General features: G+C 69.6%; 20 protein-coding genes. 5 read left to right on the top strand and 15 right to left on the bottom strand.

Going from position 1 to position 20937, the window contains the following annotated elements; all coding sequences use genetic code 11:
• Position 1 precedes the first annotated feature (1 nt).
• Together mycP and V8688_RS11240 are read left to right on the top strand one after the other, a co-directional pair.
• Entirely contained in the window at positions 2-1339 is a 1338-nt protein-coding gene (gene mycP / locus V8688_RS11235) for a type VII secretion-associated serine protease mycosin (protein WP_342800759.1), read from the top strand.
• 65 nt (positions 1340-1404) lie between these two features.
• Complete coding sequence (locus V8688_RS11240) at positions 1405-2172, top strand: potassium channel family protein (RefSeq protein ID WP_342800760.1); 768 nt, start codon at positions 1405-1407, stop codon at positions 2170-2172.
• Here V8688_RS11240 and eccB read toward each other — a convergent pair whose 3' ends face one another.
• The gene (gene eccB, locus V8688_RS11245; RefSeq protein WP_316573563.1) at positions 2173-3660 is read right to left on the bottom strand and encodes a type VII secretion protein EccB; all 1488 of its coding nucleotides are present in this window, start codon (positions 3658-3660) and stop codon (positions 2173-2175) included.
• 83 nt (positions 3661-3743) lie between these two features.
• On the opposite strand from eccB, the gene eccE reads away from it, so the two are divergent.
• Positions 3744-5387, top strand: a complete 1644-nt coding sequence (gene eccE / locus V8688_RS11250; protein ID WP_316573562.1) for a type VII secretion protein EccE — start codon at positions 3744-3746, stop codon at positions 5385-5387.
• A gap of 63 nt (positions 5388-5450) precedes the next feature.
• On the opposite strand, the gene V8688_RS11255 is transcribed toward eccE, so the two are convergent.
• Complete coding sequence (locus tag V8688_RS11255) at positions 5451-6011, bottom strand: NAD(P)H-dependent oxidoreductase (RefSeq protein ID WP_218717579.1); 561 nt, start codon at positions 6009-6011, stop codon at positions 5451-5453.
• 116 nt (positions 6012-6127) lie between these two features.
• On the opposite strand from V8688_RS11255, the gene V8688_RS11260 reads away from it, so the two are divergent.
• Positions 6128-7108, top strand: a complete 981-nt coding sequence (locus V8688_RS11260; protein WP_316573561.1) for a GAF domain-containing protein — start codon at positions 6128-6130, stop codon at positions 7106-7108.
• Here the strand turns inward: V8688_RS11260 and V8688_RS11265 are convergent, their stop codons facing one another.
• On the bottom strand, positions 7109-7918 hold the full coding sequence (locus tag V8688_RS11265; protein ID WP_218717577.1) for an S-methyl-5'-thioadenosine phosphorylase: 810 nt from the start codon (positions 7916-7918) through the stop codon (positions 7109-7111).
• Between the two features lie 144 nt (positions 7919-8062).
• Here V8688_RS11265 and V8688_RS11270 point away from each other — a divergent pair, with 144 nt between their 5' ends.
• A complete protein-coding gene (locus V8688_RS11270) occupies positions 8063-8398 on the top strand; it encodes a metal-sensitive transcriptional regulator (protein WP_218717576.1) in 336 nt (111 codons plus the stop codon).
• A gap of 6 nt (positions 8399-8404) precedes the next feature.
• Here V8688_RS11270 and V8688_RS11275 read toward each other — a convergent pair whose 3' ends face one another.
• The 12 genes from V8688_RS11275 to rpsD form a co-directional block, all read right to left on the bottom strand.
• Positions 8405-9280, bottom strand: a complete 876-nt coding sequence (locus V8688_RS11275; protein ID WP_342800761.1) for a nitrilase-related carbon-nitrogen hydrolase — start codon at positions 9278-9280, stop codon at positions 8405-8407.
• A gap of 204 nt (positions 9281-9484) precedes the next feature.
• On the bottom strand, positions 9485-10450 hold the full coding sequence (locus V8688_RS11280) for a helix-turn-helix domain-containing protein (RefSeq protein WP_316573559.1): 966 nt from the start codon (positions 10448-10450) through the stop codon (positions 9485-9487).
• Positions 10451-10530: 80 nt separating this feature from the next.
• On the bottom strand, positions 10531-11442 hold the full coding sequence (locus tag V8688_RS11285) for a nitrilase-related carbon-nitrogen hydrolase (protein ID WP_342800762.1): 912 nt from the start codon (positions 11440-11442) through the stop codon (positions 10531-10533).
• Positions 11443-11541: 99 nt separating this feature from the next.
• The gene (locus V8688_RS11290) at positions 11542-12546 is read right to left on the bottom strand and encodes a helix-turn-helix domain-containing protein (protein ID WP_218717572.1); all 1005 of its coding nucleotides are present in this window, start codon (positions 12544-12546) and stop codon (positions 11542-11544) included.
• Positions 12547-12648: 102 nt separating this feature from the next.
• On the bottom strand, positions 12649-13614 hold the full coding sequence (locus V8688_RS11295) for an AraC family transcriptional regulator (protein WP_342800763.1): 966 nt from the start codon (positions 13612-13614) through the stop codon (positions 12649-12651).
• Between the two features lie 85 nt (positions 13615-13699).
• Positions 13700-14653, bottom strand: coding sequence for a helix-turn-helix domain-containing protein (locus tag V8688_RS11300; protein ID WP_342800764.1), 954 nt, complete (start codon positions 14651-14653; stop codon positions 13700-13702).
• A gap of 301 nt (positions 14654-14954) precedes the next feature.
• Entirely contained in the window at positions 14955-15932 is a 978-nt protein-coding gene (locus tag V8688_RS11305; protein ID WP_316573556.1) for a helix-turn-helix domain-containing protein, read from the bottom strand.
• A 461-nt stretch (positions 15933-16393) separates the two neighbouring features.
• Entirely contained in the window at positions 16394-17560 is a 1167-nt protein-coding gene (locus V8688_RS11310; protein ID WP_342800765.1) for a hypothetical protein, read from the bottom strand.
• Positions 17561-17685: 125 nt separating this feature from the next.
• Positions 17686-18525, bottom strand: a complete 840-nt coding sequence (truA, locus tag V8688_RS11315) for a tRNA pseudouridine(38-40) synthase TruA (RefSeq protein WP_342800766.1) — start codon at positions 18523-18525, stop codon at positions 17686-17688.
• 82 nt (positions 18526-18607) lie between these two features.
• Entirely contained in the window at positions 18608-19120 is a 513-nt protein-coding gene (gene rplQ, locus V8688_RS11320) for a 50S ribosomal protein L17 (protein ID WP_019045113.1), read from the bottom strand.
• Between the two features lie 46 nt (positions 19121-19166).
• A complete protein-coding gene (locus V8688_RS11325; protein WP_022567324.1) occupies positions 19167-20225 on the bottom strand; it encodes a DNA-directed RNA polymerase subunit alpha in 1059 nt (352 codons plus the stop codon).
• A 91-nt stretch (positions 20226-20316) separates the two neighbouring features.
• Positions 20317-20922: a 30S ribosomal protein S4 gene (rpsD, locus tag V8688_RS11330; protein ID WP_218717566.1), complete on the bottom strand. Its 606-nt coding sequence runs from the start codon at positions 20920-20922 to the stop codon at positions 20317-20319.
• Positions 20923-20937: the final 15 nt, after the last annotated feature.

Consider the following 20937-nt stretch of genomic DNA (forward strand, 5'->3'; position numbering starts at 1 on the left):
GTTGGGCGCGGCGCCCGCCTCGGCCGACCGGCCGCCCGCCGCCGATCCCGCCAATCTGCCCGCGGGCGATCCGGCCGCGCCGCCGGAGAAGACCGAAGTCGGCTCGAACGCGGTGTGCACCACGGTGGCCACCGGTGGCGACGGGCCAGCCATCCCGGACGCGCAACGGTCCCTCGATCTGGCTCGGGCATGGGAATTCTCGCGCGGCGCAGGCCAATTGATCGCGGTGATCGACACCGGCGTGAGCAGGCACGACCGCCTGCCCGACATGATCGCGGCCGGCGACTTCGTCGCCAATTCCGGTGACGGTGCCGAGGACTGCGACGCGCACGGCACCTTCGTGGCCGGTTTGATCGCGGCGACCCAGGTGCCCGGCCAGGGATTCGCGGGAGTGGCGCCGGAGGCTCGCATCCTCACGATCCGGCAGACCAGCAAGATGTATCAGAAGGAGGGCGCCAACCGGAACAAGGCGCCCGAGGACCTGCCCGATGGCTACGGCAACCTGAACACGATGGCCTCGGCCATCCGGCGCGCCGCCGACATGGGCGCGGGCGTCATCAACGTCTCCGAAGTCTGGTGTGGCACCAACAAGGACGTCAACGACCGGGCGATCGGCGCGGCCCTGCAGTACGCGGTCGAGGTCAAGAACGCGGTTCCTGTGGTGGCGGCGGGTAATTCGGATACCTGCAAGACGGCGAACACGGTGGTCGATCCGCTGGAGCCCAACGCCGACCCGTGGACCAAGACGGCGATGAACGTCAGCCCGGCGCGCTGGGACGAGTACGTGCTGGCCGTCGGTTCGATCGACGCGAACGGCGCACCGTCGAAGTTCACCGTCGCCGGGCCGTGGCTCAGCGTCGCCGCGCCCGGCGAGAACATGACCTCGCTGAACCCGCGCGGGCCCGGCACCGCGACCGGAACGGTGAACCAACAGGGCCAGACCAGCCCGATCAGCGGCACCAGCTTCGCGACACCGCTGGTGTCCGGGGTGGTGGCGCTGGTGCGCGCGCGGTTCCCCGAGCTCAGTGCCAAAGAGGTGATGAAGCGGATCCAGGCGACCGCGCACGCGCCCGCCGAGGGCTGGAACCAGTACATCGGGTACGGCAGCGTCGATCCGATCGCGGCGCTCACCGCCGAGGTCACCGGGGCGCTGCCACCCAAGCGGCCGTCGCCGGCCAAGCAGGTGCAGCTCGCGGTTCCCGCGCCTGCCCCGGTGCCGGACAACACGGCCAGGAACGTCGGGTTGATCGGCGCGGGCGTGGTCGGGCTGCTGTTCGTGCTCGGCATGCTCGCCTCGTTCCCGATCCGGCGTCGATTCGGAGTACGCGAGGACACCTGAGGGAGCGGACGCGGTACCGTCCTGGTCGAGCGCACTCCGCGCAGCCCGTCGACCCAGGTAGCAGTATGGATCCGTTGACCACAGAGCAGCGCCCGCAGACCCGTCGGCAGCGGTGGGAGCAGGCGACCAACCTGCCGATGATGGTGCTGGCCGTGCTGTTCCTGCTGCTGTACGCATGGCGGGTGCTCGACACCGACGCTTCGCCGACCCTGGACGCCTGCCTGGTGTGGGCCGATGTCGGGATCTGGGCGGTCTTCGCGGTGGACTTCGCGGTCCGGCTGCGGTTGTCCACCGATCGGCGCCGATTCGTCCGCAAGCATCCGCTCGACCTGCTCGTCGTGCTGGTGCCGCCGTTTCGTCCGCTGCGTCTGGTGCGCGCCGCGCTGCTGCTGCTCGACTCGCTCAACCGGGCGACGCATCCGCGGACCCGGCTGGTCACCTTCGTGGGCACTAGTTCGCTGCTGATCCTGCTGCTGTCGAGCCTGGCCTTCTTCGACGCCGAGTACGGTGCGCCCGAGAGCAAGATCGAGACCTTCGGCGACGCGCTGTGGTGGTCGGCCGTCTCGGTGACGACCGTCGGTTACGGCGACGTCTACCCGGTGACCAGCGAGGGCAGGCTGGTGTCACTGGTCCTGATGACGCTGGGCATCGGCCTGATCTCCTTCGCCATCGGCACCATGACCAGCTGGGTCGTCGAGCAGCTCAAGACCGTCGACGACGCGACCGACCGCGCCGAACGCACGCTGGCCGAACTCGTCGACGAGGTGCGCGAGTTGCGTTCGGAGGTCGCCGAATTGCGCGCCGCCCGGTCGCAATCGCCGCCGGTCGGCTGACTACTTGCTGTTGGCGACGGTGGCCACCGGCTGCTTGGCCGGGGACGAGTCAGGGGCGACGCCGTCGTGGGCGACCATCGCGTCCTCCCGGCCCAGGCTCGGGCCGCCCGCGAGCAGCCCGACGATCGGCCACGGCGCGGGCTCGGCCTTCACGTTCTCCAGCCCGAGTGCCTTCACCGCGTCGGAGTTCTTGATACCGAAGCGAACTCCGGTGTCGGCGATGTAGAACAGGCTGTCCTTGCGGCGGCTGTCCGGTTCGATGCCGGTGGTCTGGACGTACGCTCCCGAGGCGGGCGGGATGTAGACCGAGTCGGCCTTCGGGCCGGAGCCGTCGGCCTGGGCGAGGCTGACCAGCTTGGCCTTGTCCGGGATGGGCAGGTCGATACCGGTGAGCACGGTCAGTTCGGCGCGCGCGGTGGCGTCGTTGTTGTCGATGGCGCCGGGGATCGGCTTCCAAGACAGGCAGCTGACCGGCTGGTCCTTGGCGGTGATCAGGACCGGCCGTTCCTTCGGGTAGTTGTCCACCTTCAGCGCCCGCGACTCCTTGGCGTAGGTGCGCTCGGTGTTCTGGATCGTGGTGCCCGGCATGGTCGAGTTGACCGAGTTGCGGATGATCTGGGCGGTCAGCGCCGAGACGGGCTGCAGACCGTCCTGCAGCACCACGTAGTCCTGGTTGGGCGCGTTGAAGACCTGGACGACATCGCCGATCTTATGACCACTGACGTTGTAGGACGGCACGCCACCGGGGTTGTCGATGACCGGTGCGATGATCGGCAGGACCTCGGGAATCGCGTTGAGCACGCCCTCGCTGATGGTGCGCGGGGTGACACCGGAGATCCCGAGCGCGAGCGTGACGGCCGGGTCGTTCATGTTGACCTTGGCGCGCTTGCCGTCGAACACGAGGAAGACGTCGTCCTTGGCCTTGACCAGCAGCGCCTTGTTCGTCGGCATCGCCGAGGCCTTGTCGCCGAGATCGAGCGAACCGGCCAGCACCGAGGTGGTCAGATCGGCGGTGCCGTCGGACTTGAGCTGGTCGCACACCGACCACTGCCTGCCCTTGCCGTCCTTGTCGTACAGCAGCGACGAGGGCGCGCCCGGAATGCCGATCAGCTGACCGCGCGGCTTCTTGCCGAGCTCGGACTCCTTGACGATGACCGCCTTGGCCGCCTCACCGGCGGCGAGCCGGGCCGAGGCCAGGTTGAGCGCGGGGTGCACGACGTTGTCGATGACGACATAGACGCCGCCGGATTCCTTGCCGATCAGGATCTTGTTGTCGCCGATCTTGTCCTGCGGGCGCAGCAGCGCGAGGATGCCGCAGCCCGCCAGCACCACCAGGCCGAGCACCAAACCCACCGCGTAGGCACGGGACTGGGCGCGCATCGGATCGTGCAGCATGCGCACATCCCGGCGCACCAGGGCGTGCTCCATCCGCCGCACCAGGAAGCGGTAGCCGCTGACCTGCCAGCGTGTGGTGGGTTTTGAAGGCATGGTTCCTCCCCCGAACAGTGCTCTCGTCCGGGCAACACAGTACAGTTCCCGGCAGCACTTGTTCACATTCGGGGGAGGAACCAATGGCCGAGTACACCGGTGCTGGTCCACGTCCACTGTTCGGTCGCATCACGTTGCCGCAGCTGCTCATCGCGCAGGTGCTCGGCCTGACCGTGGGGCTCCTGGCTCTGGTCTGCGGCCTCGGCCCCTTCCCCGCTCTCGGCATCGCGATCGTCGTCGCGATCGTGCCGCTGATCCCGATCGGCAAGCGCACGATCCTCGACTGGATCGGCACGATCCGCCGCTATCTCGGCAAGCGCGAGTACACCCTCGGCGACACCGTCGACTTCCGTGACACCGACGGCCGCTCGCTCGGTCTGTATTGGGATGGCAGCCGGGTGGTCACCGTGGTCGAGGTGCTGCCCCCGAAGGGCGGGTTGACCAGGATCGCCCGCACCGCGGTGCACGCCTCCCACCTGCTCCCCCTGCCCGAGCTGGCCGCCTGTCTGCACCAGCACGACATCCTGCTCAGCGGCATCGACATCATCAGCCACGGCCACCGCAGCCGCTCCGGCACGCCCGCGGGCGCGATCTACGAGTCTCTGCTCGGCCCGCTGCCCGCGACCGCGCACCGCACGGTCTGGCTCGCGATCAGCTACGACTCGGTGCAGTGCCCCGACGCGACGGCCCGGCGCGGCGGCGGTACCGACGGCGCCTCGCGCGCGGTCACCATCGCCACCCAGCGGATCATGCGCACGCTCGAGGACGCCGATTGCAGCGCGCGTATCCTCACCGCGCCCGAGATCCGCAAGGCCGTCCAGCAGATCACCGCGGGCCTCGACCCGCGCACGCTCACCCAGCGGTGGAAGTTCGCCGAGATCGGCAACACCGTCAATATCGGCAGCGCGGTGGACCCCAAGCAGCTCGGCTCGGATCTGCTCGCCCAGCTGTGGGTCGCGCCCTCGCGGGGCACGACTGTCGCGGTGCGGCTGCGCCCCGGCAGCGACGCCGAGTCGGTGAGTGTCGGCGCCGCATGGCGATTGACCGCGCGGGAGCTGCCGGAGAAGACCGCGTCCAAGGGCATGATCTCGATGAACGGCCGCCACCGCGACGCACTGCTCGCGCACCTGCCGATCGCGGTGCCCGGGGTGGACGACACCGTGCCGACCACCGAATACCCGATCGATGTCATCGGCGCGCTGCACCTGCCCTCGGCGGGCTGCGGCCAGCTGCTCGGCTCCGACGACGAGGGCAACGGCGTCGCCACCAGGATCATCGGCGCCGGTATCTCCTCGGTCTACGTGGCCGGCGAGCTGTATCTGGCCCAGCAGTTGGTGTTCCGCGCGCTGGCCGTCGGCGAGCGGGTGCTCGTGCGGACCGATCGCGCGCACGCCTGGGAGCACCTGGTCAACACCGTCGGCAATCCGGAGCGGCTGACCATCGCGGTCGAAACACACCAGTCCGACGCGGGTTTCACCGCCACCGTCGTCGACGGTGTGCTCGCCCCCGCGCCGCACGCCGGTGTCACCACCGTCTACCTGACCGGCGATCCGAACGGCTGGCCCGCGTCCCGCCCCGATCTGGAGATCTTCCAGCCGGGCGCGATCGGCAACCGGGTGGTGCTGCGCACCGGCACCACCAGGGTGAACCTCACCCTGGTGTCGATCCCGCGCGAGGCGACCTACATCGGCCAGCCGCGCGGGCAACGCTCGATGGCACCTGCCTGACCGGTCAGCGGAGGCGGTAGCCGCAGGCCGCCCGGGCATGCCACGAGGACCGGCTTGATCGGGTCAGCCCGGGTAGGGGTCGGCGGCGCGGGCGGCCCGCAATGTTCTTCCCCACCAAGCCAATTGGCCGAGCATCCGCGCGCTCGCGTCGATCGCGGCGTGATCGTCGGTGGCGCCCTGGGCATCGAAGCGCCGCTTGGCCTGGGCGAAGCTCACCGATTCGCGCACCGAGACCATGTGCAGTTCGGCGACCACCTGCCGCAATTGCTCGACGGCGCGCAGGCCGCCCGATAGACCGCCGTAGGAGACGAAGCCGATCGGCTTGGCCCGCCACTCCCGTTTGGCACTGTCCAGCGCCGTCTTCAAGGACGCGGGATATCCGTGGTTGTACTCGGAGGTGACGACGGCGAAGGCGTCGGCCGCGGCGAGCCTGGCCCGGAACGCGTCGGCTTCGGGCGTCTCGGTGAGGTCGACGGGCAGGGCGATATCGCGCAGATCGAGCACCCCGACCGCGAACTCCGGCCGCTCGCCGAGCACACCGAGGAACCAGTCGGCCACCACGGGCGCGAACCGCTCCGGGCGGGTACTGGCGACGATGACCTCCAACCGCAACGGTGTGTCCATACCGCGAGCTTATCGACGGACCCCCGCCCCACGGCGGCCGGCGGATCGGGCACGATGGGCGCAGGCGATTTCGTTCGATATCCGCAGGTGGGGAGTAACCGAAGGGGGCAGAACAGGTGATCATCGGGCAGTGGCAGCTGGTGGAGACGCTCGGCGCGAGGTGGTCGATGCTGACCACGGGGTCGACGCCGCGGGAGTGGGCGTCGTATCAGCGCGCGATCCCCGTCGCGCTGCAACCGATGATCGCCACCGCTCACGATTCCGGCACACCGGTCGATCGGGTGCTGCCCAAGTCGCGACAGCCCTGGTCGGAGTTGCGGTTGCGGGCCGAGCCGGTGGTCTGGCCCGACGCCGGGACGCACGCGGTGAAGGTCTGGGTGGGCGAGCGGGCGCCCGCCGACGATCTCGGCGTCGGCATGTTCCAGATCGACGCGCAGGCCAGGGTGGTGCGCACCCGCCCCGACGGTCTCGGCTCCCATCTCGGTTCCACGCCGGGCGAATTCACCGGCGCCGAGGCCTTCCAGCGGATCGAGCGCTTCGATCGTGCGCTGGATATCGTCGCCGCGCTGACCCGTTCGGACCCGGACAGCCGCTGGTCGGGCATCGCCACCGTGCACTCGACGACCGGACCCCGGTCATTGCTGGTAGCGGCCCGCAACGGGACCGCGGCACAGCGGTTCTCGTGGCGCGGCCTCACAGTGGACGTCACCGACAGCATCGCCCCGCAGCCCAAGTCGTTCGAGGCCGCGACACTCGCGCTCCTGCGCGACACGCAACCGGGCCTGTACCTGTGCATCCTCGACACCGCGCAGGTCCGGCAGGTGCGATGGGTCACCGAGCCGGTGCCCGGGTTGCGCTGGCGCGGAATCGACGAGCGGCTGATCCCGCACCCCGACGACCGCGCCCGGATCGTCGCGGCGCGGGCGGAGATCCTGGCGGGCGCGGCCCGCGCGGGGATGACCGGGTTGCGGCTCGCGGCCGAGGCGGGCGGCTGGCTGGTCGCCGACGTCGAGGTGTCGCCGCTGCCCGCGGGCGCCGACGGTACGGCGCCCGCGTTCGTGCTGGCCCAGCTGCAGGTCACCGCGCCCGCGCGGTGATCAGGGCAGTTCGAAGGGCAGCGAGACCCCGGCGTGCACGCGGCAGCGCTCGCAGGTGTCCTCGCCGTCGACCGCGGCGACCGCGCGGCGCATCAGCTCCTTGAACGGGCCCAGGTTCTTCTTGAACTCGGCGAAGACGTCGACCGCGTGCACGCCGTCGCCCTCCTCGAGGCCGGCGTCCAGGTCGGTGATGAGAGCGACCGCGGCGTAGCACATCTCGAGTTCGCGGGCGAGCACGGCTTCGGGGTGACCGGTCATGTTGACCAGGTCCCAGCCCTGTCCGGCGAACCAGCGGCTCTCGGCCCTGGTGGAGAAGCGCGGGCCCTGCACCACGACCATCGTGCCGGAGTCCTCGACGCGCAGTTCGTCGCCCGCGGATTTGACCGCGGCCGTGCGCAGGTCGTCGCAGTAGGGGTCGGCGAAGGAGACGTGGACGCCGCCGCCGTCGAAGAAGGTCTGCGGGCGGCCCGCCGTCCGGTCGACGAGTTGGTCGGGCACCGCGACGGTGCCCGGGCCCCAGTCGGCGCGCAGGCTGCCGACGGCGCACGGCGCGAACACCCGGCGCACGCCGAGCGAACGCAACGCCCACATGTTGGCCTGGTAGGGCAGGGTGTGCGGGGCGAACTCGTGCTGCTTGCCGTGACGCGGCAGGAACGCGACGGCGCGCCCGTCGACCTCGCCGATGGCGACGGGCGCGCTCGGCGCGCCGTACGGTGTGTCGACCTCGACGTGCACCGCGTCGTTGTCGAAGAAGTCATAGAAGCCGCTGCCGCCGATGACGGCGAGTGCGGGCCGGGGAAGCGAACTCATACCCGTGATTCTCCCGTCCGGCCAGGTCCGGCGCATCACCGGGACCGCGCCGGCGGCCGCATCTGACATTTCCGGCCGGAAACTGTACCCTAGGGGGGTATCAGCTCGGTAATCCGGGCACCCCGTCAGGCGAGGAGACCTCCGGTGACCGCACCCACCCCCGACACCACGACCGGCGGCGAGCACACGGGCCACCAGGGCCACGGCTACATCACCGCCAAAGAGGACTATCTCAAGCGCCTGCGCCGGATCGAGGGCCAGTCGCGTGGCCTGCAGCGGATGGTCGAGGAGGAGAAGTACTGCATCGACATCCTGACCCAGGTCTCGGCGATGACCAAGGCGCTGCAGGCCGTCGCGATGGGCCTGCTCGAGGACCACATCTCGCATTGTGTCGTCGACGCGGCGGTGGCCGGCGGGCCCGAGGCCGAGGCCAAGATCAAGGAGGCGACCGACGCGATCGCGCGTCTGGTCCGGTCCTGACCGGCCTCAGCAGGCCCGCGGGTAGCCCTGGCCGTCCGTCCACGGATTCGCCGACTCGTCGACGACGAAGTCGGCGAACAGCACCCCGGGCTTGCCGGGCGGCAGCGGCGGCACCAGGTCGCGGCCGTCCGGTCCGAGAATCCGGGCGACCCCACCGCCACCGCTGAGCATCGGATGCCCCGGCGGGCGCGCGTCGACGACGGCCCAGCCGGTCATCGGGACGAGCGCGGTCGGCGCGATCACCACGGTCCGGCTGTCGCGGGCGTACTGTTCGCCGACCGTGCTGTTCACCGCGACGGCGAGGTCGTCGTCGACGTCGTGACACACGGTGAACCCGGAGAACGCGGCGACGTGGATCTGCTCCCGCCACAGGGCGACGCGCCGGTCCGGGCACAGGTGATCGGTGCCGCCGAGAACCCCGATCCGGCCCAGCTCGGTGTGGTGGACCATCGGCGGCGCGATGCCGTCGGCGAACACCTCCCGCTCCAGCGATCTCGGCGACGGCTTGTGCGACACCCGGACCCGGCCGTCGGGGCTGATCATGGCCTGCGCCAGATAGAGGTCCTCGCCCGCGCGCTCGGCGAAGCCGAGCACCACGCGCACTCCCGCCCACCGCGCCGCGTCGGCGATGGCCCGCATCTCGGCGCCGTCCCTGGTCATCGCGTTGGCCAGGTACCGCGCCCGGAACTCCGCGCCCCAGTCGACCGAGTTCAGCCACAGCCACCACGGATAGCCCGGCAAGAAGGCCTCGGGAAACGCGACCAACCGCGCGCCACCCGCCGCCGCGTCCTCGATGAATCCGATCGTCTGCGCGACCCCGTCGGGCAGATGTAACCACGTCGGCTCTGCCTGTACGGCCGCGGCGCGAACCCGAATCGCCATTGTGCCCGCTCCCTGTTCTCACCCAGCACTGGAATCCAGTGTCGGGCAGCGAGTCCGCCGATCCACAGACCAGCCGTGCCATCCCACTGACAATCAGTGCCAGCCGGCGGCTCGACCGAGCCGGGCGTGCCGAAGACCCGATACCAGTGCGCATCCGGCGCGGCCGGTTCGTTCACCATCGACGCTCGCCGGGAACGGAAGGGGTCAGCCGATGTGTGATCGACGGTATTCGCCGGGCGTCATGCCGGTTTCCTGCTGGAAGGCGCGGTAGAACTGCCGTTCGGAGGCGAAGCCGGAGTCGAAGGCCACGGTGCACGGCGGATGCGAACGATGCCGCGCCAGTAGCCTTTTCGCCCGCTGCACGCGCATCTTGCGCAAGGTCGCGGCGAGACTGTCACCGGCGCCGTCGAACATCCGGAACAGGGTTCGGCGGGAGATATGGCACGCATGCGCCACCTCATCGACGGTCAGGTCCGGGTCGGTGCAATGCTCGCGCAGAAAGACCAGGACCTGTTCGCGATTGAGCGCGTCGGCCGCGGCCTCGACCGGTCGCAATCCGGCGGTCAGCACCACCGCGGATCCGAACAGATCGAGCGCGTTGCCCGCCAGCACCTCCGCTTGGGCGGGCGCCTCCCGCCGGACCCTGACCAGACCGCGGAAGAAGCTCGCCACGACCCCGGGCGCGCTGGCCGCGGGCACGGTGACCGCGGTCGGCAGGTCCAGCTGGCCGAGACCTGGTTGCTCGCGGAGCAGCCGGATCGGCACCTGCACCACGACCTGCTCGAAATCGGTTCCGTTGGACCAGAAGTACGGCCTGGACGTGTCGTAGAAGACCATGTCGCCGGGACCGACGACCGCCGACCTGCCGTCCTGGTTCAGGCACGCCAGGCCGACGGTATGGATGCTGGCGAGCAGGTACTCGTCGTCGGAGCGGGCGATGTGACTCGCTGTCCGACGGAACTCCTGACTACTCCCCGCGACCGTCGTGAGACTGAAATCCCCCCTGCCTGCCAGCGATCCGGTGCTGACCCGGCCGTAGAAGGGCTGGTCGGGATGGGTGTCGACGGCGAGCGGCACATAGGTCCGCGACATCAGCGCTTCCCACTCGTCGCGCGCCGCACTCCGCGGCGTCGGCGAGGAGAACTCGAGCATTGTCGGTTCGATGGCCATGGGCAGCCAACCCTCCGGGACACACGACGTCAGGCGTAATCGTCCCTACGGTATCCGGCGTGGACAGTCCCGTCAGGCGCTCAGGTGCCCGCCAGCTCGACTTGAACCGGTTCCCGGCGGATCCGGCCACTGGGCACCCGGAAGTTCTCGCGCTCGCCGCAGGCGGCCGGGGCGGAGCGGAGGCTGCGGGTGAGGTCGAGGTCGGCGTAGAGGAGGCCCTCAGCGCCCTCGGCCAGCGGGGTGGCCAGCTCCAGGCCGCCGGGGCCGAAGATGCGGGAGACGCCGCCACCACCGCGTAGCAGCCGACGGTCGGGGAGGCGCGCGTCGACGACCTCCCAGCCGGCGACCGGCACCACGGCGACGGGAGCGATCACGTAGGCCGCGCCGTCCATCGCGTAGCGCACGCTGGCCGCGGTGTTGAGCTCCGGCCCCCACTCCTTGCCCTCGCCGTAGTACACGGTGAAGCCCGACCACGACGCGATGTGGATCTGTTCGCGCTCTTCGTGCATACGGGCGCGCAGCGCGGCGCGCATGTGGTCGGCGCCGCCGAGCACGCCGATCCGGCCGTGCTCGGTGTCGCGCACCAGCACCTCGTCGTCGGCCGCGCTGAAGACCGTGCGCTCGAGGCCGGTCGGTTCCCCCTTGCGGGCGAGGGCAATCTCGCCCTGCACATCGATGAGCGCCTGCGACATGAACACCTCGCGGCCCGCGCGCTCGGCGAACCCGATCGACACGTGAATACCCTTGCGGCGCGCGGCATAGGCGATGGCTCGCAACTCGGGGCCGTCGGCGGTCAAGGAATTGGCGAGATAGCGGGCGAGGAACTCCTCGCCCCAATCGACCGAGTTGAGCCACATCCACCACGGGAATCCGGGCAGGAATGTCTCGGGAAACGCGACCAGCCGAGCACCACCGTCGGCGGCTTCTTCGATCAGTCCGATGGCCTGCTCGACCCCGGCGGACAGGTTCAACCACTTCGGCTCGGCTTGCACCGCAGCAACGCGTACCCGACCAAACATCGTGACCCCTTGTCGCTCAATCCTTGAAAGGTGTTCGATTCACTCTCTCGCAGATAGCGCAGACATAAACTGTCATACCGTGCCACTCGACTGACCGTCCGTGCCAAACCGGCGGTACTCCCCGGGAGTTCGGCCTGTTTCCCGACGAAAGGCCCGGTAGAACTGCCGTTCCGTGGCGAAGCCCGATGCCGCGCCGATGGCAGCGAACGTCAGGTCTGGTCTGGAGACCAGCATTCCACACGCATGGCGCACGCGAAGCCGCCGCAACAGATCGGTGGGTGATTCACCGTGCTCCTCGAACACGCGGTACACCGATCGCCGGGAAACGAAACACGCCGCCGCGAGGGCATCGATCGACAACGCCGGATCGGTGTAGTTGGCCCGCACATAGGCCAGCACGCCCTCTCGGGTCAGCGAACTCTCGCCGGGACCGGCCAGCGGCTGCCCCGCCACCAGCGCGGCCGCCGAGGCGATCAGGTCGATGGCGGTTTCGGTGAGCGCGGCGGCCTGGGCGGTATCGCGATCCTGCAACCGCGCCAGGTCGGTCAGGAACCCACTGACGATCGCGACCGGTCCGTCGGCGGGAATGGTGCGCGCGGCCGGGACCCGCACCGCCGACATCCCCGGACGCAGGCGCACGGCTTCCATCGGGATCTGCACGATGACCTGCTCGATGTCCTCGCCGACCCGCCATTCGTACGGCGCGTTCGACTCGTAGAACACCATCTCCCCCACCCCGACCCTGGTGCTGCGGCCGTGCTGACTCAGCACGGCCGAACCCCGGGTGTGGATGCTGATCAGCAGGTACTCCTCGACGGCCCGCGCGATCAGCGACCGCGTCCTGGTGACCTGCTGACGAGTCGAGGCCAGCCGGGACAGACCGAAGTCCGGATAGGCATGGTGGGCGATGCGGCCGTGGAACGATTCCGCGCCCGCCGGGCGGGCGGCCAGTGGCACGTAGGTCTGCGTCAGCATGGCTTCCCACTGCTGGAACTGCTCGTCGGCCCCGCCGGTGCCGACCGCGAGCACCCCGGGAAGACGCGACTGATCAACTGCTGCCGGAACATCGACTGTCATCGGGACACCTCGTCGTATTCGCATTCACACGACGTAGAGACTCGTCGAGTACCCCCCTCGACTGGGAAGAGGATATCACCGATGGAAAAGAATTCTTTTCGATTACAGCCCGGCACACATCGCATATCCCGCACGGTATTCCCCCGGCGCCATTCCGAATTCCGCGTGGAACACCCGGTAGAAGTGACGCTCGGCGGCGAATCCGGCGGCCGCGGCCACCTCTTCGATCGGCCGCATGTGCCCGTCGCGCAATAATTCGCACGCGTGTTCGAGGCGCAGTCGGAGCAATCGTCGGGCCGGGCTTTCGTCGCCTTCGAACAGCCGGTACAGGGTGCGGCGCGAGATCGCGAATCGCTGCGCGACGGTATCGACGGTGAGATCGGCGTCGGCGAACCGGCGCCGCATGAAAGCGAGGATTCCGGCCCGGGTCGATTCGGCGGCCGACGGGCCACGCGGCACCGACCCCGCCGCGAGTTGCAGCGCCGAGGCCAGCAGTCCGACGCCGTGGCGCGCGAGCTCGGCGGCCACCACCGGGTCGCCGTGCTGCATGCCCGCCAGCCCGCGGAAGTACGCGCCGACCGCGGCGGCGGGATGTTCGGGCCCGAGCGCGATGGCCGACGGGATGGTGGCCAGGGGTGCGCCGACCGCGGCCAGCGCGTCGATCGGCACCTGGACGACGACCTTGTCGAAGTCCTCGTCGACCTCCCAGCGATAGGGCCGGGCGCTGTCGTAGATGACCATGCTGCCCGCGTCGACGTGGGCGGACCGGCCGTCCTGGTGCAGCACCCCACGTCCGCCCAGGTAGATGCTGGCCAGGATGTGGCGGTCGGCGGCGGCCTCGACCTGCCGCGGCGTCCGGCGCACGGTCTGCGCGCCGGCCTGCACCGAGGTGACCAGCAGATCGTCGTACGCCGTCGCCGCGATCCGGCCCCGAAAACCCTCCGTGCGGTGCGGCGCGACGGCGAGCGGAATGTAGGTCTGGCTCATCAGCGATTCCCACCGCTCGACCACCGCGCGCTGGGGCAGCTCGTCGCCGGCCCGGACGGTCACCGTCGTTCGTTGGCTCATGACCGCTCAGCCCCCTCCGTCACTCGGCCCTGCGTGCGCACAGTATGCCACGGGAATACGGACATAACGCCCAGAAAACGCGGGGTCACGCGGTGTGGCGGCGAGGCTCGCCGCTCGCGGGCACCTGCCCGGTGACCAGGCGATACTCCCCCGGGGTCATCCCGGTCTCCACCCGGAACGCGCGGAAGAAGTGCCGCTCGGAGGCGAAGCCGGAGGCGAGCGCGATCGAGGATGTCGACCGGCCGGTATCGCGCAGCAGCAGCACCTGCGCGCACTCGACCCGCATGCGCCGCAGCACCGTGCTCAGGCCGTCGCCGGTCTCGTCGAAGAGGCGGTACAGGCTGCGCCGCGACACCAGGCACGCGCGCGCGATCTCGTCGACGGTCAGGGCCGGATCGGTGCACCTGGACCGCATGAACGACAGCACCTGCTCCCGCGACAGCGCCTGGGCCGACTGCCCGGTCGGCAGCGCGCCACCGGCGAGCGTGACCGCCGACGCCAACAGCTTGACCCCGTTGTCCGCCAGGACGACCGCCTGCTCGGGCGCGCTCTGCTGGATGCGGGCCAGATCGCGGAAGAACCCGGCGACGACGCCTGCCGGACTCTCGGCGTGCACCGTCGTCGCCGTGGGCAGCGCGTCGCGCCCGGTGGGGATGTGCTCGCCGAGGACCGACAGCGGGACGCGGGCCACCACCTGCGACCAGGAGCCGTCGATGTCCCAGTGATAGGGGCGGGTGGTGTCGTAGAAGACCATGTCGCCCGGACGCAGCACCGCGATCCGCCCGTCCTGGTGCAGCCTGCCGAATCCCTCGGTGAGGATGCTGACGAACAGGAACTCCCCGTCGGTGCGCGCGATACCGCTCTTGGTACGCCGAATACGCTGGCCACTGGCACCGACGGTCGACAATTCGAAGCCGGGCAGGCTGCCGCGCACAATGCGGCCGTGGAACACCTCGTCGCGTTCGGGATCCACCGCCAGTGGCACATAGCTCTCCGACAGCAGGGATTCCCACTCCGCGAAGGCCTCACCCGCGGCCATCTCCGGACTGTCGTCCAGTCTCAGTTCGACGAGAGGCTCAGACGACTCCACGCCAACCACCTCGCTTTCCTGCGAACCGACCAGCAAACCGTGGGCGCAACAACGAATCACCCGTCGCCCCGTGTCCGAGCCTGCCAGATTCAGCGGGTCGTTGCCAACGAGTGATTCGAAATGGAAATATCAACTAAACTCAAATCTTCAACCGACCCCGGCCTTTACAGGAGATTTGGCCCGCTCCGCCGCATGACCGCCGCCACCTTGTGATGCTGATCACCGACCCCCGCGCGTCGCCGGGTCACGCTCAGCGCAACGCCACTCGCGCCCGGGCAACCATCCGGTATTCGCCCGGTGTCATTCCTGTGACCTCCCGGAACACTCGGTAGAACTGCCGTTCGGTGGCGAAGCCGGAGGCCGCGGCGACCGTCGCGATCGAGCCGATGTCCCCGGCCTCCAGCAACTTTCGGGCCCGCTCCACCCGCAGCCCGCGCAGCACCGCGCCGAGCCCACCCTCGAACTCCGCCACGATGCGATACAGCGTGCGGCGCGACACCCGGCAGGCATCGGCGATCCGATCGACCGTCAGGCCGGGATCGGTGAAGTTGGCGCGCACGTAGTCCAGCACGCGCTGACTGCTCATCGCCTCCGCCTGCGCGTGACCGGGGCGCCCACCCGCGGCGATCACCGCGGCCGCCCCGACGAGATCGATCCCGCTGGCGGCCAGCATCCCGGCGGCGGCCGGATCGGAATAGTGCAGTTCGGCCACCCGCTGGAAGAACCGGGCGAGCGTCGCGCCGACCCCACCGGCGCCCAGCATCATCCCGGCGGGCAGCGCCTCGGCTCTGATCCCCAGGAAGTCGACGACCCGCTGGCGGGGCACCCGGATCGTCAGATCCTCGATCGGGGCGTCCGACCGCCACCGGATCGGACGGGAGGTGTCGTAGAAGATCATCGACCCCGGCGTCAGCACGACGCGATGTCCCGCGTGCTCCACCTCCGCCCGGCCGCCGAGCACGACGCTGCCGATGACATGGAATTCGCCGGCCCTGGCGATGTGCCGCCGGGTGCGGCGCAGCTCGTGCCCCTGCACCCGCACTGTCCCCACGGCCACGTCACCGAAGTCCGCCGAGCGGATCCGGCCCGCGAACTCGCCGTCGACCGTGGGCGCGATCGAGACCTCGGTGAGCGCACTCCCGACCAGGTCCGCCCAGAATCCGAACGCGTCCGGCGTCGCCGTCGGCTCGGTCGAGCAGACTTCGGGAAAACCCTCGAACCCCTGCATCGCCCGATCGTTCCACCGGCGCCGACCCGCTGTCAGGAAATTTGACGAACATCACCGTTCGACTAGCTAACGAAGTGCGCGGCCTGCGGCTTCGCCCGGAACTCCGCCGGAGTCACCACGGTCGCCGCCCGGAACGCCCGGCAGAACCGCCACTCCGCGGCGAACCCGCCGCGGCCGCCACCGCAACGAGCGGCCCCGCCGGCTCCATCCGCAGCAACGTCTTGGCACGCTCCATCCGCATCGTAGACAACGGCGCCAGAACCCATTGCCGCACCATCGCTTTGGCCCCGGCCGGGCCGGGCAGTCGACCCTGCCGCCGTCACCGGCGCCGAGGCGACCAGCGGCACGCCGTGCCCAGCCGGCTCGGTGGCCTGCCGGCCGTTGCCTCGACACCTCCGCCCGAACGGTTGTCACCCGGGGTGGTGCACGCTATCCGGAATCGGTGGTTGTCCCACCGCCGCTCACGCCACACGACGGTGGGGGCGAGCGAGGATCTGCAGCACCAGCAAGGCCACCACCGCCGCCAGGGCGATGAGCGCGGTCACCCACGGCGTCGGGTAGTCCCAGAGGACGAACACCGTCGCGGCGACGACCAACACCGCGGCCCGCAGTTGGCCGAGATACGCGGCGGCGAAGCGGGAGGCCCGGCCGCCCTCCCCGCGCCGCGTCCGCGCGATCGCGCCGTCGAGGGTGTCGCGCATCTTGGTGGCGAGGGTCGACGGCCCGGCCAGGAAGGCGCCGAGCGCCGTGAACGTGGCGACCAGCGCGACCACCCGCGTGGTCACCCGCAGCGGCTGGGCGAGGGTGTCGTAGACCGTCCTCGCCACCTCCTGCGAGACGTTGTGTACGTGGTCGAGATAGACCGTGCGCATGATCAGCAGGGCGGCGCTGAGCACCACCATCGACACCAGCATGCTCAGGGCCACCGCGAGCAGCGCCCGTCGCCGAGAACCGCTGCCCGCCACCAGCACCGCGCCGATCGCGCAGCCCAGCGCGGCGACGCCGAGCACGATCGCGCCCCGGTCTAGCAGCCGCACGGCCCGTTGGGCTTTCGCCAGGTCGTCGGATTCGATCAGGACGAACTCGCCCTGCGGATCGACATCGAGGCGGGCCAGGTCGAAGCCACGATCCGCGAGCCGCGTCTCCACCTCGCGCAGCATCGGTTCCAGCGACAGCGAGACGACGCCGTCGGTACTCACCCGCAGCACACCGTCGTCCACCCCGGTGAGCGACGCGACGAGAGCGCGATGGGCCTGCCGGTTCGCCGACTCCCACAGGCGGGCGAAGGAGTCGCTGCGCACCAGCGTGTCCGCCGCGTCGCGCACCAGCGCCTCGGACTGCGTGGCCAGCAGGGTCGGCACACTGCGCAGCGCCGCCTCGACGCGCGGTCTGAGGTCACGACGGTCGTCGAGCGCGTCGACCAGTTCGGTGGCGGCACCGCGCACATCGACGCGTGTCATGACCGCCTGGGTCAGCGCACCGGCGACGGCGTCCTGGATCACCGGATCGTGGGCCAGCGGGGCCATGGTCTCGACGTAGTGATCGGTATCGAGGAGCTCGGCGCGCGCGTAGCCGGCGAGCACCGTCACGAGGGTGAGCACGCCGGTCGCGCAGACCAGCAAGGCCACGGCAATCCGCCTGACCGTACGGGCACGTCCACCAGAATCGTCTGCCATCTGCCCGGCTTTCTCGCTGACGTCGAGTCTGCCATCGTATCGCCGTGCGCCCGGTGGCGACAGCAACCGCGCGGCGGCTACTCCCCGCAGCACCCGCCCGCGGCGGGCAGCGTCCTGGTTTCCCTGGTCTGGGCGTTGCGCGCGGCGAGGTCGGCATCGGCCGGGTAGTCGACGCGCACCAGGCTCAGGCCGTGCGCGGGCGCGACGGTCACCGAGCTCGATCGCTCCGTCTCGGTCAGCAGGCTCGCCACCCACTCGGACGTGCGGCGGCCCTCGCCGACGGCCAGCACGGCGCCGACCAGGCTGCGCACCATCGACCAGCAGAAGGCATCCGCGCTGACCCGCGCGTTCAGCAGCTCGCCGTCGCGCTCCCAGTCGAACCGCTGCAGCTCACGCACCGTCGTCGCGCCCTCGCGGCGGCGGCAGAAGGCGGCGAAGTCGTGCAGCCCGAGCAGCTGCCGGGACGCCGCGCGCATGGCGTCGAGGTCGAGACCGGGCTTGGCGGCGACCACGCTGCGGGCCTGCAACGGCTCGGCGCCGTAGCGGGCGGTGGTCAACCGGTAGACGTAGTGGCGACGGGTCGCGGAGAAGCGGGCGTCGAAGTGCGGCGGCGCGGGCGAGACCTCGGTGATGCGCACGTCCTTGGGCAGGAACCGCGCCATCCGGTACAGCAGTTTGTCGGCGTCGAGTTTGCCGGTGGTGTCGAAATGCGCGACCTGGCCCTCGGCGTGCACCCCGGCGTCGGTGCGCCCGGCGACGGTGAGCTGAATCGGTTCGCGGAACACCTTCGACAGCGACTCCTCGAGCGTGCCCTGCACCGTGCGCAGTCCCGGCTGACGCGCCCAGCCGGTGAAATCGGTGCCGTCGTAGCTGATCCCGAGCCGCACCCGGATCACTTCCCGCTCGGTGTCGTCCATCGCTTCCTCCGCACCTGTCTTTGGCAAAAGAACGAGCCCGTCACCCACGAAGGGTGACGGGCTCGGCCGGACTCGAAGAGAATCAGGCGTCCTTCTTGTCCTCGGTGGCCTCGTCGGCGGCCGGGGCGTCGGCCACGGTCTCCTCGACGACGGTCTCCTCGGCCTCGGCGGCCGGGGCGGCCTCGGCCTTCTGCGAAGCGGCGACGCGACGAGCCCGATCGGCCTCGTTGGTCACGGTCTTCTCGCGGACCAGCTCGATGACGGCCATCGGCGCGTTGTCACCCTTGCGCGGCAGCGCCTTGGTGATGCGGGTGTAGCCACCCTCGCGACCCTCGAACGAGGGGCCGATCTCCGCGAACAGCGCGTGCACGATGTCCTTGTTGCGGATGACCTTCATGACCTCGCGACGGTCGGCGAGAGTGCCGCCCTTCGCCTTGGTGATGAGCTTCTCGGCGTAGGGGCGAACCGCCTTGGCCTTCGACTCGGTGGTCGTGATACGACCGTGCTCGAAAAGCGCCGTGGCCAGGTTGGCGAAGATCGCCTTCTGGTGCGACGCCGACCCGCCGAAGCGAGCACCCTTCTTGGGCTTAGGCATTGGATTCTCCTTGGGAAAGGTTCACCGGGGGTGCCCCCCTGGCGACCTAGAGCTGTTCGGTCTCGGCGTAGTCCTGCTCGCCGCCGTCGGTGTCACTGAACGTGCCGCTGTCGCTCCACGTTCCGGTGCTCGCGTCGTAACCCACCACGGAGGACGGGTCGAACGACGCCGGGCTGTCCTTGAGCGAGAGGCCCAGCGCGTGGAGCTTGACCTTCACCTCGTCGATGGACTTCTGGCCGAAGTTACGGATGTCGAGCAGATCCGACTCGGTGCGGGCGACGAGCTCGCCCACGGTGTGCACACCCTCGCGCTTGAGGCAGTTGTAGGACCGGACGGTGAGGTCCAGGTCCTCGATCGGCAGACCGAACGAGGCGATGTGATCCGCCTCGGCCGGGCTGGGGCCGATCTCGATGCCCTCGGCTTCGACGTTGAGCTCACGGGCCAGGCCGAAGAGCTCGACCAGGGTCTTGCCGGCCGAAGCCAGCGCGTCCCGCGCCGTGATGGAGTTCTTGGTCTCCACGTCGAGGATGAGACGGTCGAAGTCGGTGCGCTGCTCGACACGGGTGGCCTCGACCTTGTAGGTCACCTTGAGCACCGGGGAGTAGATCGAATCCACCGGGATCCGGCCGATTTCCGCACCGGTCGCCTTGTTCTGCACGGCGGGCACGTAACCGCGACCCCGCTCGACGACGAGCTCGATCTCGAGCTTGCCCTTGTCGTTCAGGGTGGCGATGTGCATGTCCGGGTTGTGCACGACGACGCCGGCGGGCGGCACGATGTCACCAGCGGTGACGGTGCCCGGGCCCTGCTTACGCACGTACATGGTGACCGGCTCGTCCTCTTCGGAGGACACGACCAGACCCTTGAGGTTCAGGATGATGTCGGTGACGTCTTCCTTCACACCGGGAACGGTGGTGAACTCGTGCAGGACACCGTCGATGCGGATGCTCGTGACCGCGGCCCCCGGGATGGAGGACAGCAGGGTACGACGCAGCGAGTTGCCGAGGGTGTAACCGAAGCCCGGCTCGAGGGGTTCGATGGTGAACTTCGAGCGGTTCTCCGCCACAACCTCTTCGGTCAGTGTCGGACGCTGGGAAATCAGCATGAGGATCTACTTCCTGTTCAGGGCATCCGCTATTTGATGCCTCGTCAGTGAGTGCGGGGGTCGCCGTGTGCGCGACCCCCACCAAAAGCGCTTACTTCGAGTAGTACTCGACGATGAGCTGTTCCTGCAGCGGCACATCGATCTGCGCGCGCTCGGGCAGCTGGTGCACCAGGATGCGCAGGCGGCCGGGGACGACCTGCAGCCAACCGGGAACCGGACGCTCGCCGACGGTCTCACGCGCGACCTGGAACGGCAGGGTCGGCAGCGACTTCTCCTTGACATCGATGATGTCGTACTGGGAGACCTGGTAGCTCGGGACGTTCACCTTGACGCCGTTGACCACGAAGTGGCCGTGGCTGACGAGCTGACGAGCCTGACGACGGGTGCGCGCCAGACCGGCGCGGTACACGACGTTGTCCAGACGCGACTCGAGCAGACGCAGCAGGTTGTCGCCGGTCTTGCCCTTGAGGCGGTTGGCCTCTTCGTAGTAGCGACGGAACTGCTTCTCCATGACGCCGTAGGAGAAGCGAGCCTTCTGCTTCTCCTGCAGCTGCATGAGGTACTCGGATTCCTTGATCCGCGCGCGGCCGTGCTGGCCGGGCGGGTAAGGACGACGCTCGAACGCCTGGTCGCCTCCGACGAGGTCGACGCGCAGACGACGCGACTTGCGGGTGATGGGGCCTGTATAACGTGCCATTTTTTAGCTGTTTCC

Source organism: Nocardia sp. No.11, from assembly GCF_038752175.1.
In the GTDB taxonomy this organism is placed as follows: domain Bacteria; phylum Actinomycetota; class Actinomycetes; order Mycobacteriales; family Mycobacteriaceae; genus Nocardia; species Nocardia canadensis.

Excerpts from the sequence above, each read along its gene's own strand:
- V8688_RS11280 (WP_316573559.1), bottom strand. The coding sequence starts at position 10,450 with ATGGCCATCGAACCGACAATGCTCGAGTTCTCCTCGCCGACGCCGCGG.
- rpsD (WP_218717566.1), bottom strand. The coding sequence starts at position 20,922 with ATGGCACGTTATACAGGCCCCATCACCCGCAAGTCGCGTCGTCTGCGC.
- eccB (WP_316573563.1), bottom strand. The coding sequence starts at position 3,660 with ATGCCTTCAAAACCCACCACACGCTGGCAGGTCAGCGGCTACCGCTTC.
- V8688_RS11275 (WP_342800761.1), bottom strand. The coding sequence starts at position 9,280 with ATGGCGATTCGGGTTCGCGCCGCGGCCGTACAGGCAGAGCCGACGTGG.
- V8688_RS11265 (WP_218717577.1), bottom strand. The coding sequence starts at position 7,918 with ATGAGTTCGCTTCCCCGGCCCGCACTCGCCGTCATCGGCGGCAGCGGC.
- V8688_RS11255 (WP_218717579.1), bottom strand. The coding sequence starts at position 6,011 with ATGGACACACCGTTGCGGTTGGAGGTCATCGTCGCCAGTACCCGCCCG.
- V8688_RS11240 (WP_342800760.1), top strand. The coding sequence starts at position 1,405 with ATGGATCCGTTGACCACAGAGCAGCGCCCGCAGACCCGTCGGCAGCGG.
- V8688_RS11290 (WP_218717572.1), bottom strand. The coding sequence starts at position 12,546 with ATGACAGTCGATGTTCCGGCAGCAGTTGATCAGTCGCGTCTTCCCGGG.
- V8688_RS11305 (WP_316573556.1), bottom strand. The coding sequence starts at position 15,932 with ATGCAGGGGTTCGAGGGTTTTCCCGAAGTCTGCTCGACCGAGCCGACG.
- truA (WP_342800766.1), bottom strand. The coding sequence starts at position 18,525 with ATGGACGACACCGAGCGGGAAGTGATCCGGGTGCGGCTCGGGATCAGC.
- eccE (WP_316573562.1), top strand. The coding sequence starts at position 3,744 with ATGGCCGAGTACACCGGTGCTGGTCCACGTCCACTGTTCGGTCGCATC.
- rplQ (WP_019045113.1), bottom strand. The coding sequence starts at position 19,120 with ATGCCTAAGCCCAAGAAGGGTGCTCGCTTCGGCGGGTCGGCGTCGCAC.
- V8688_RS11295 (WP_342800763.1), bottom strand. The coding sequence starts at position 13,614 with ATGAGCCAACGAACGACGGTGACCGTCCGGGCCGGCGACGAGCTGCCC.
- V8688_RS11325 (WP_022567324.1), bottom strand. The coding sequence starts at position 20,225 with ATGCTGATTTCCCAGCGTCCGACACTGACCGAAGAGGTTGTGGCGGAG.
- V8688_RS11300 (WP_342800764.1), bottom strand. The coding sequence starts at position 14,653 with ATGGCCGCGGGTGAGGCCTTCGCGGAGTGGGAATCCCTGCTGTCGGAG.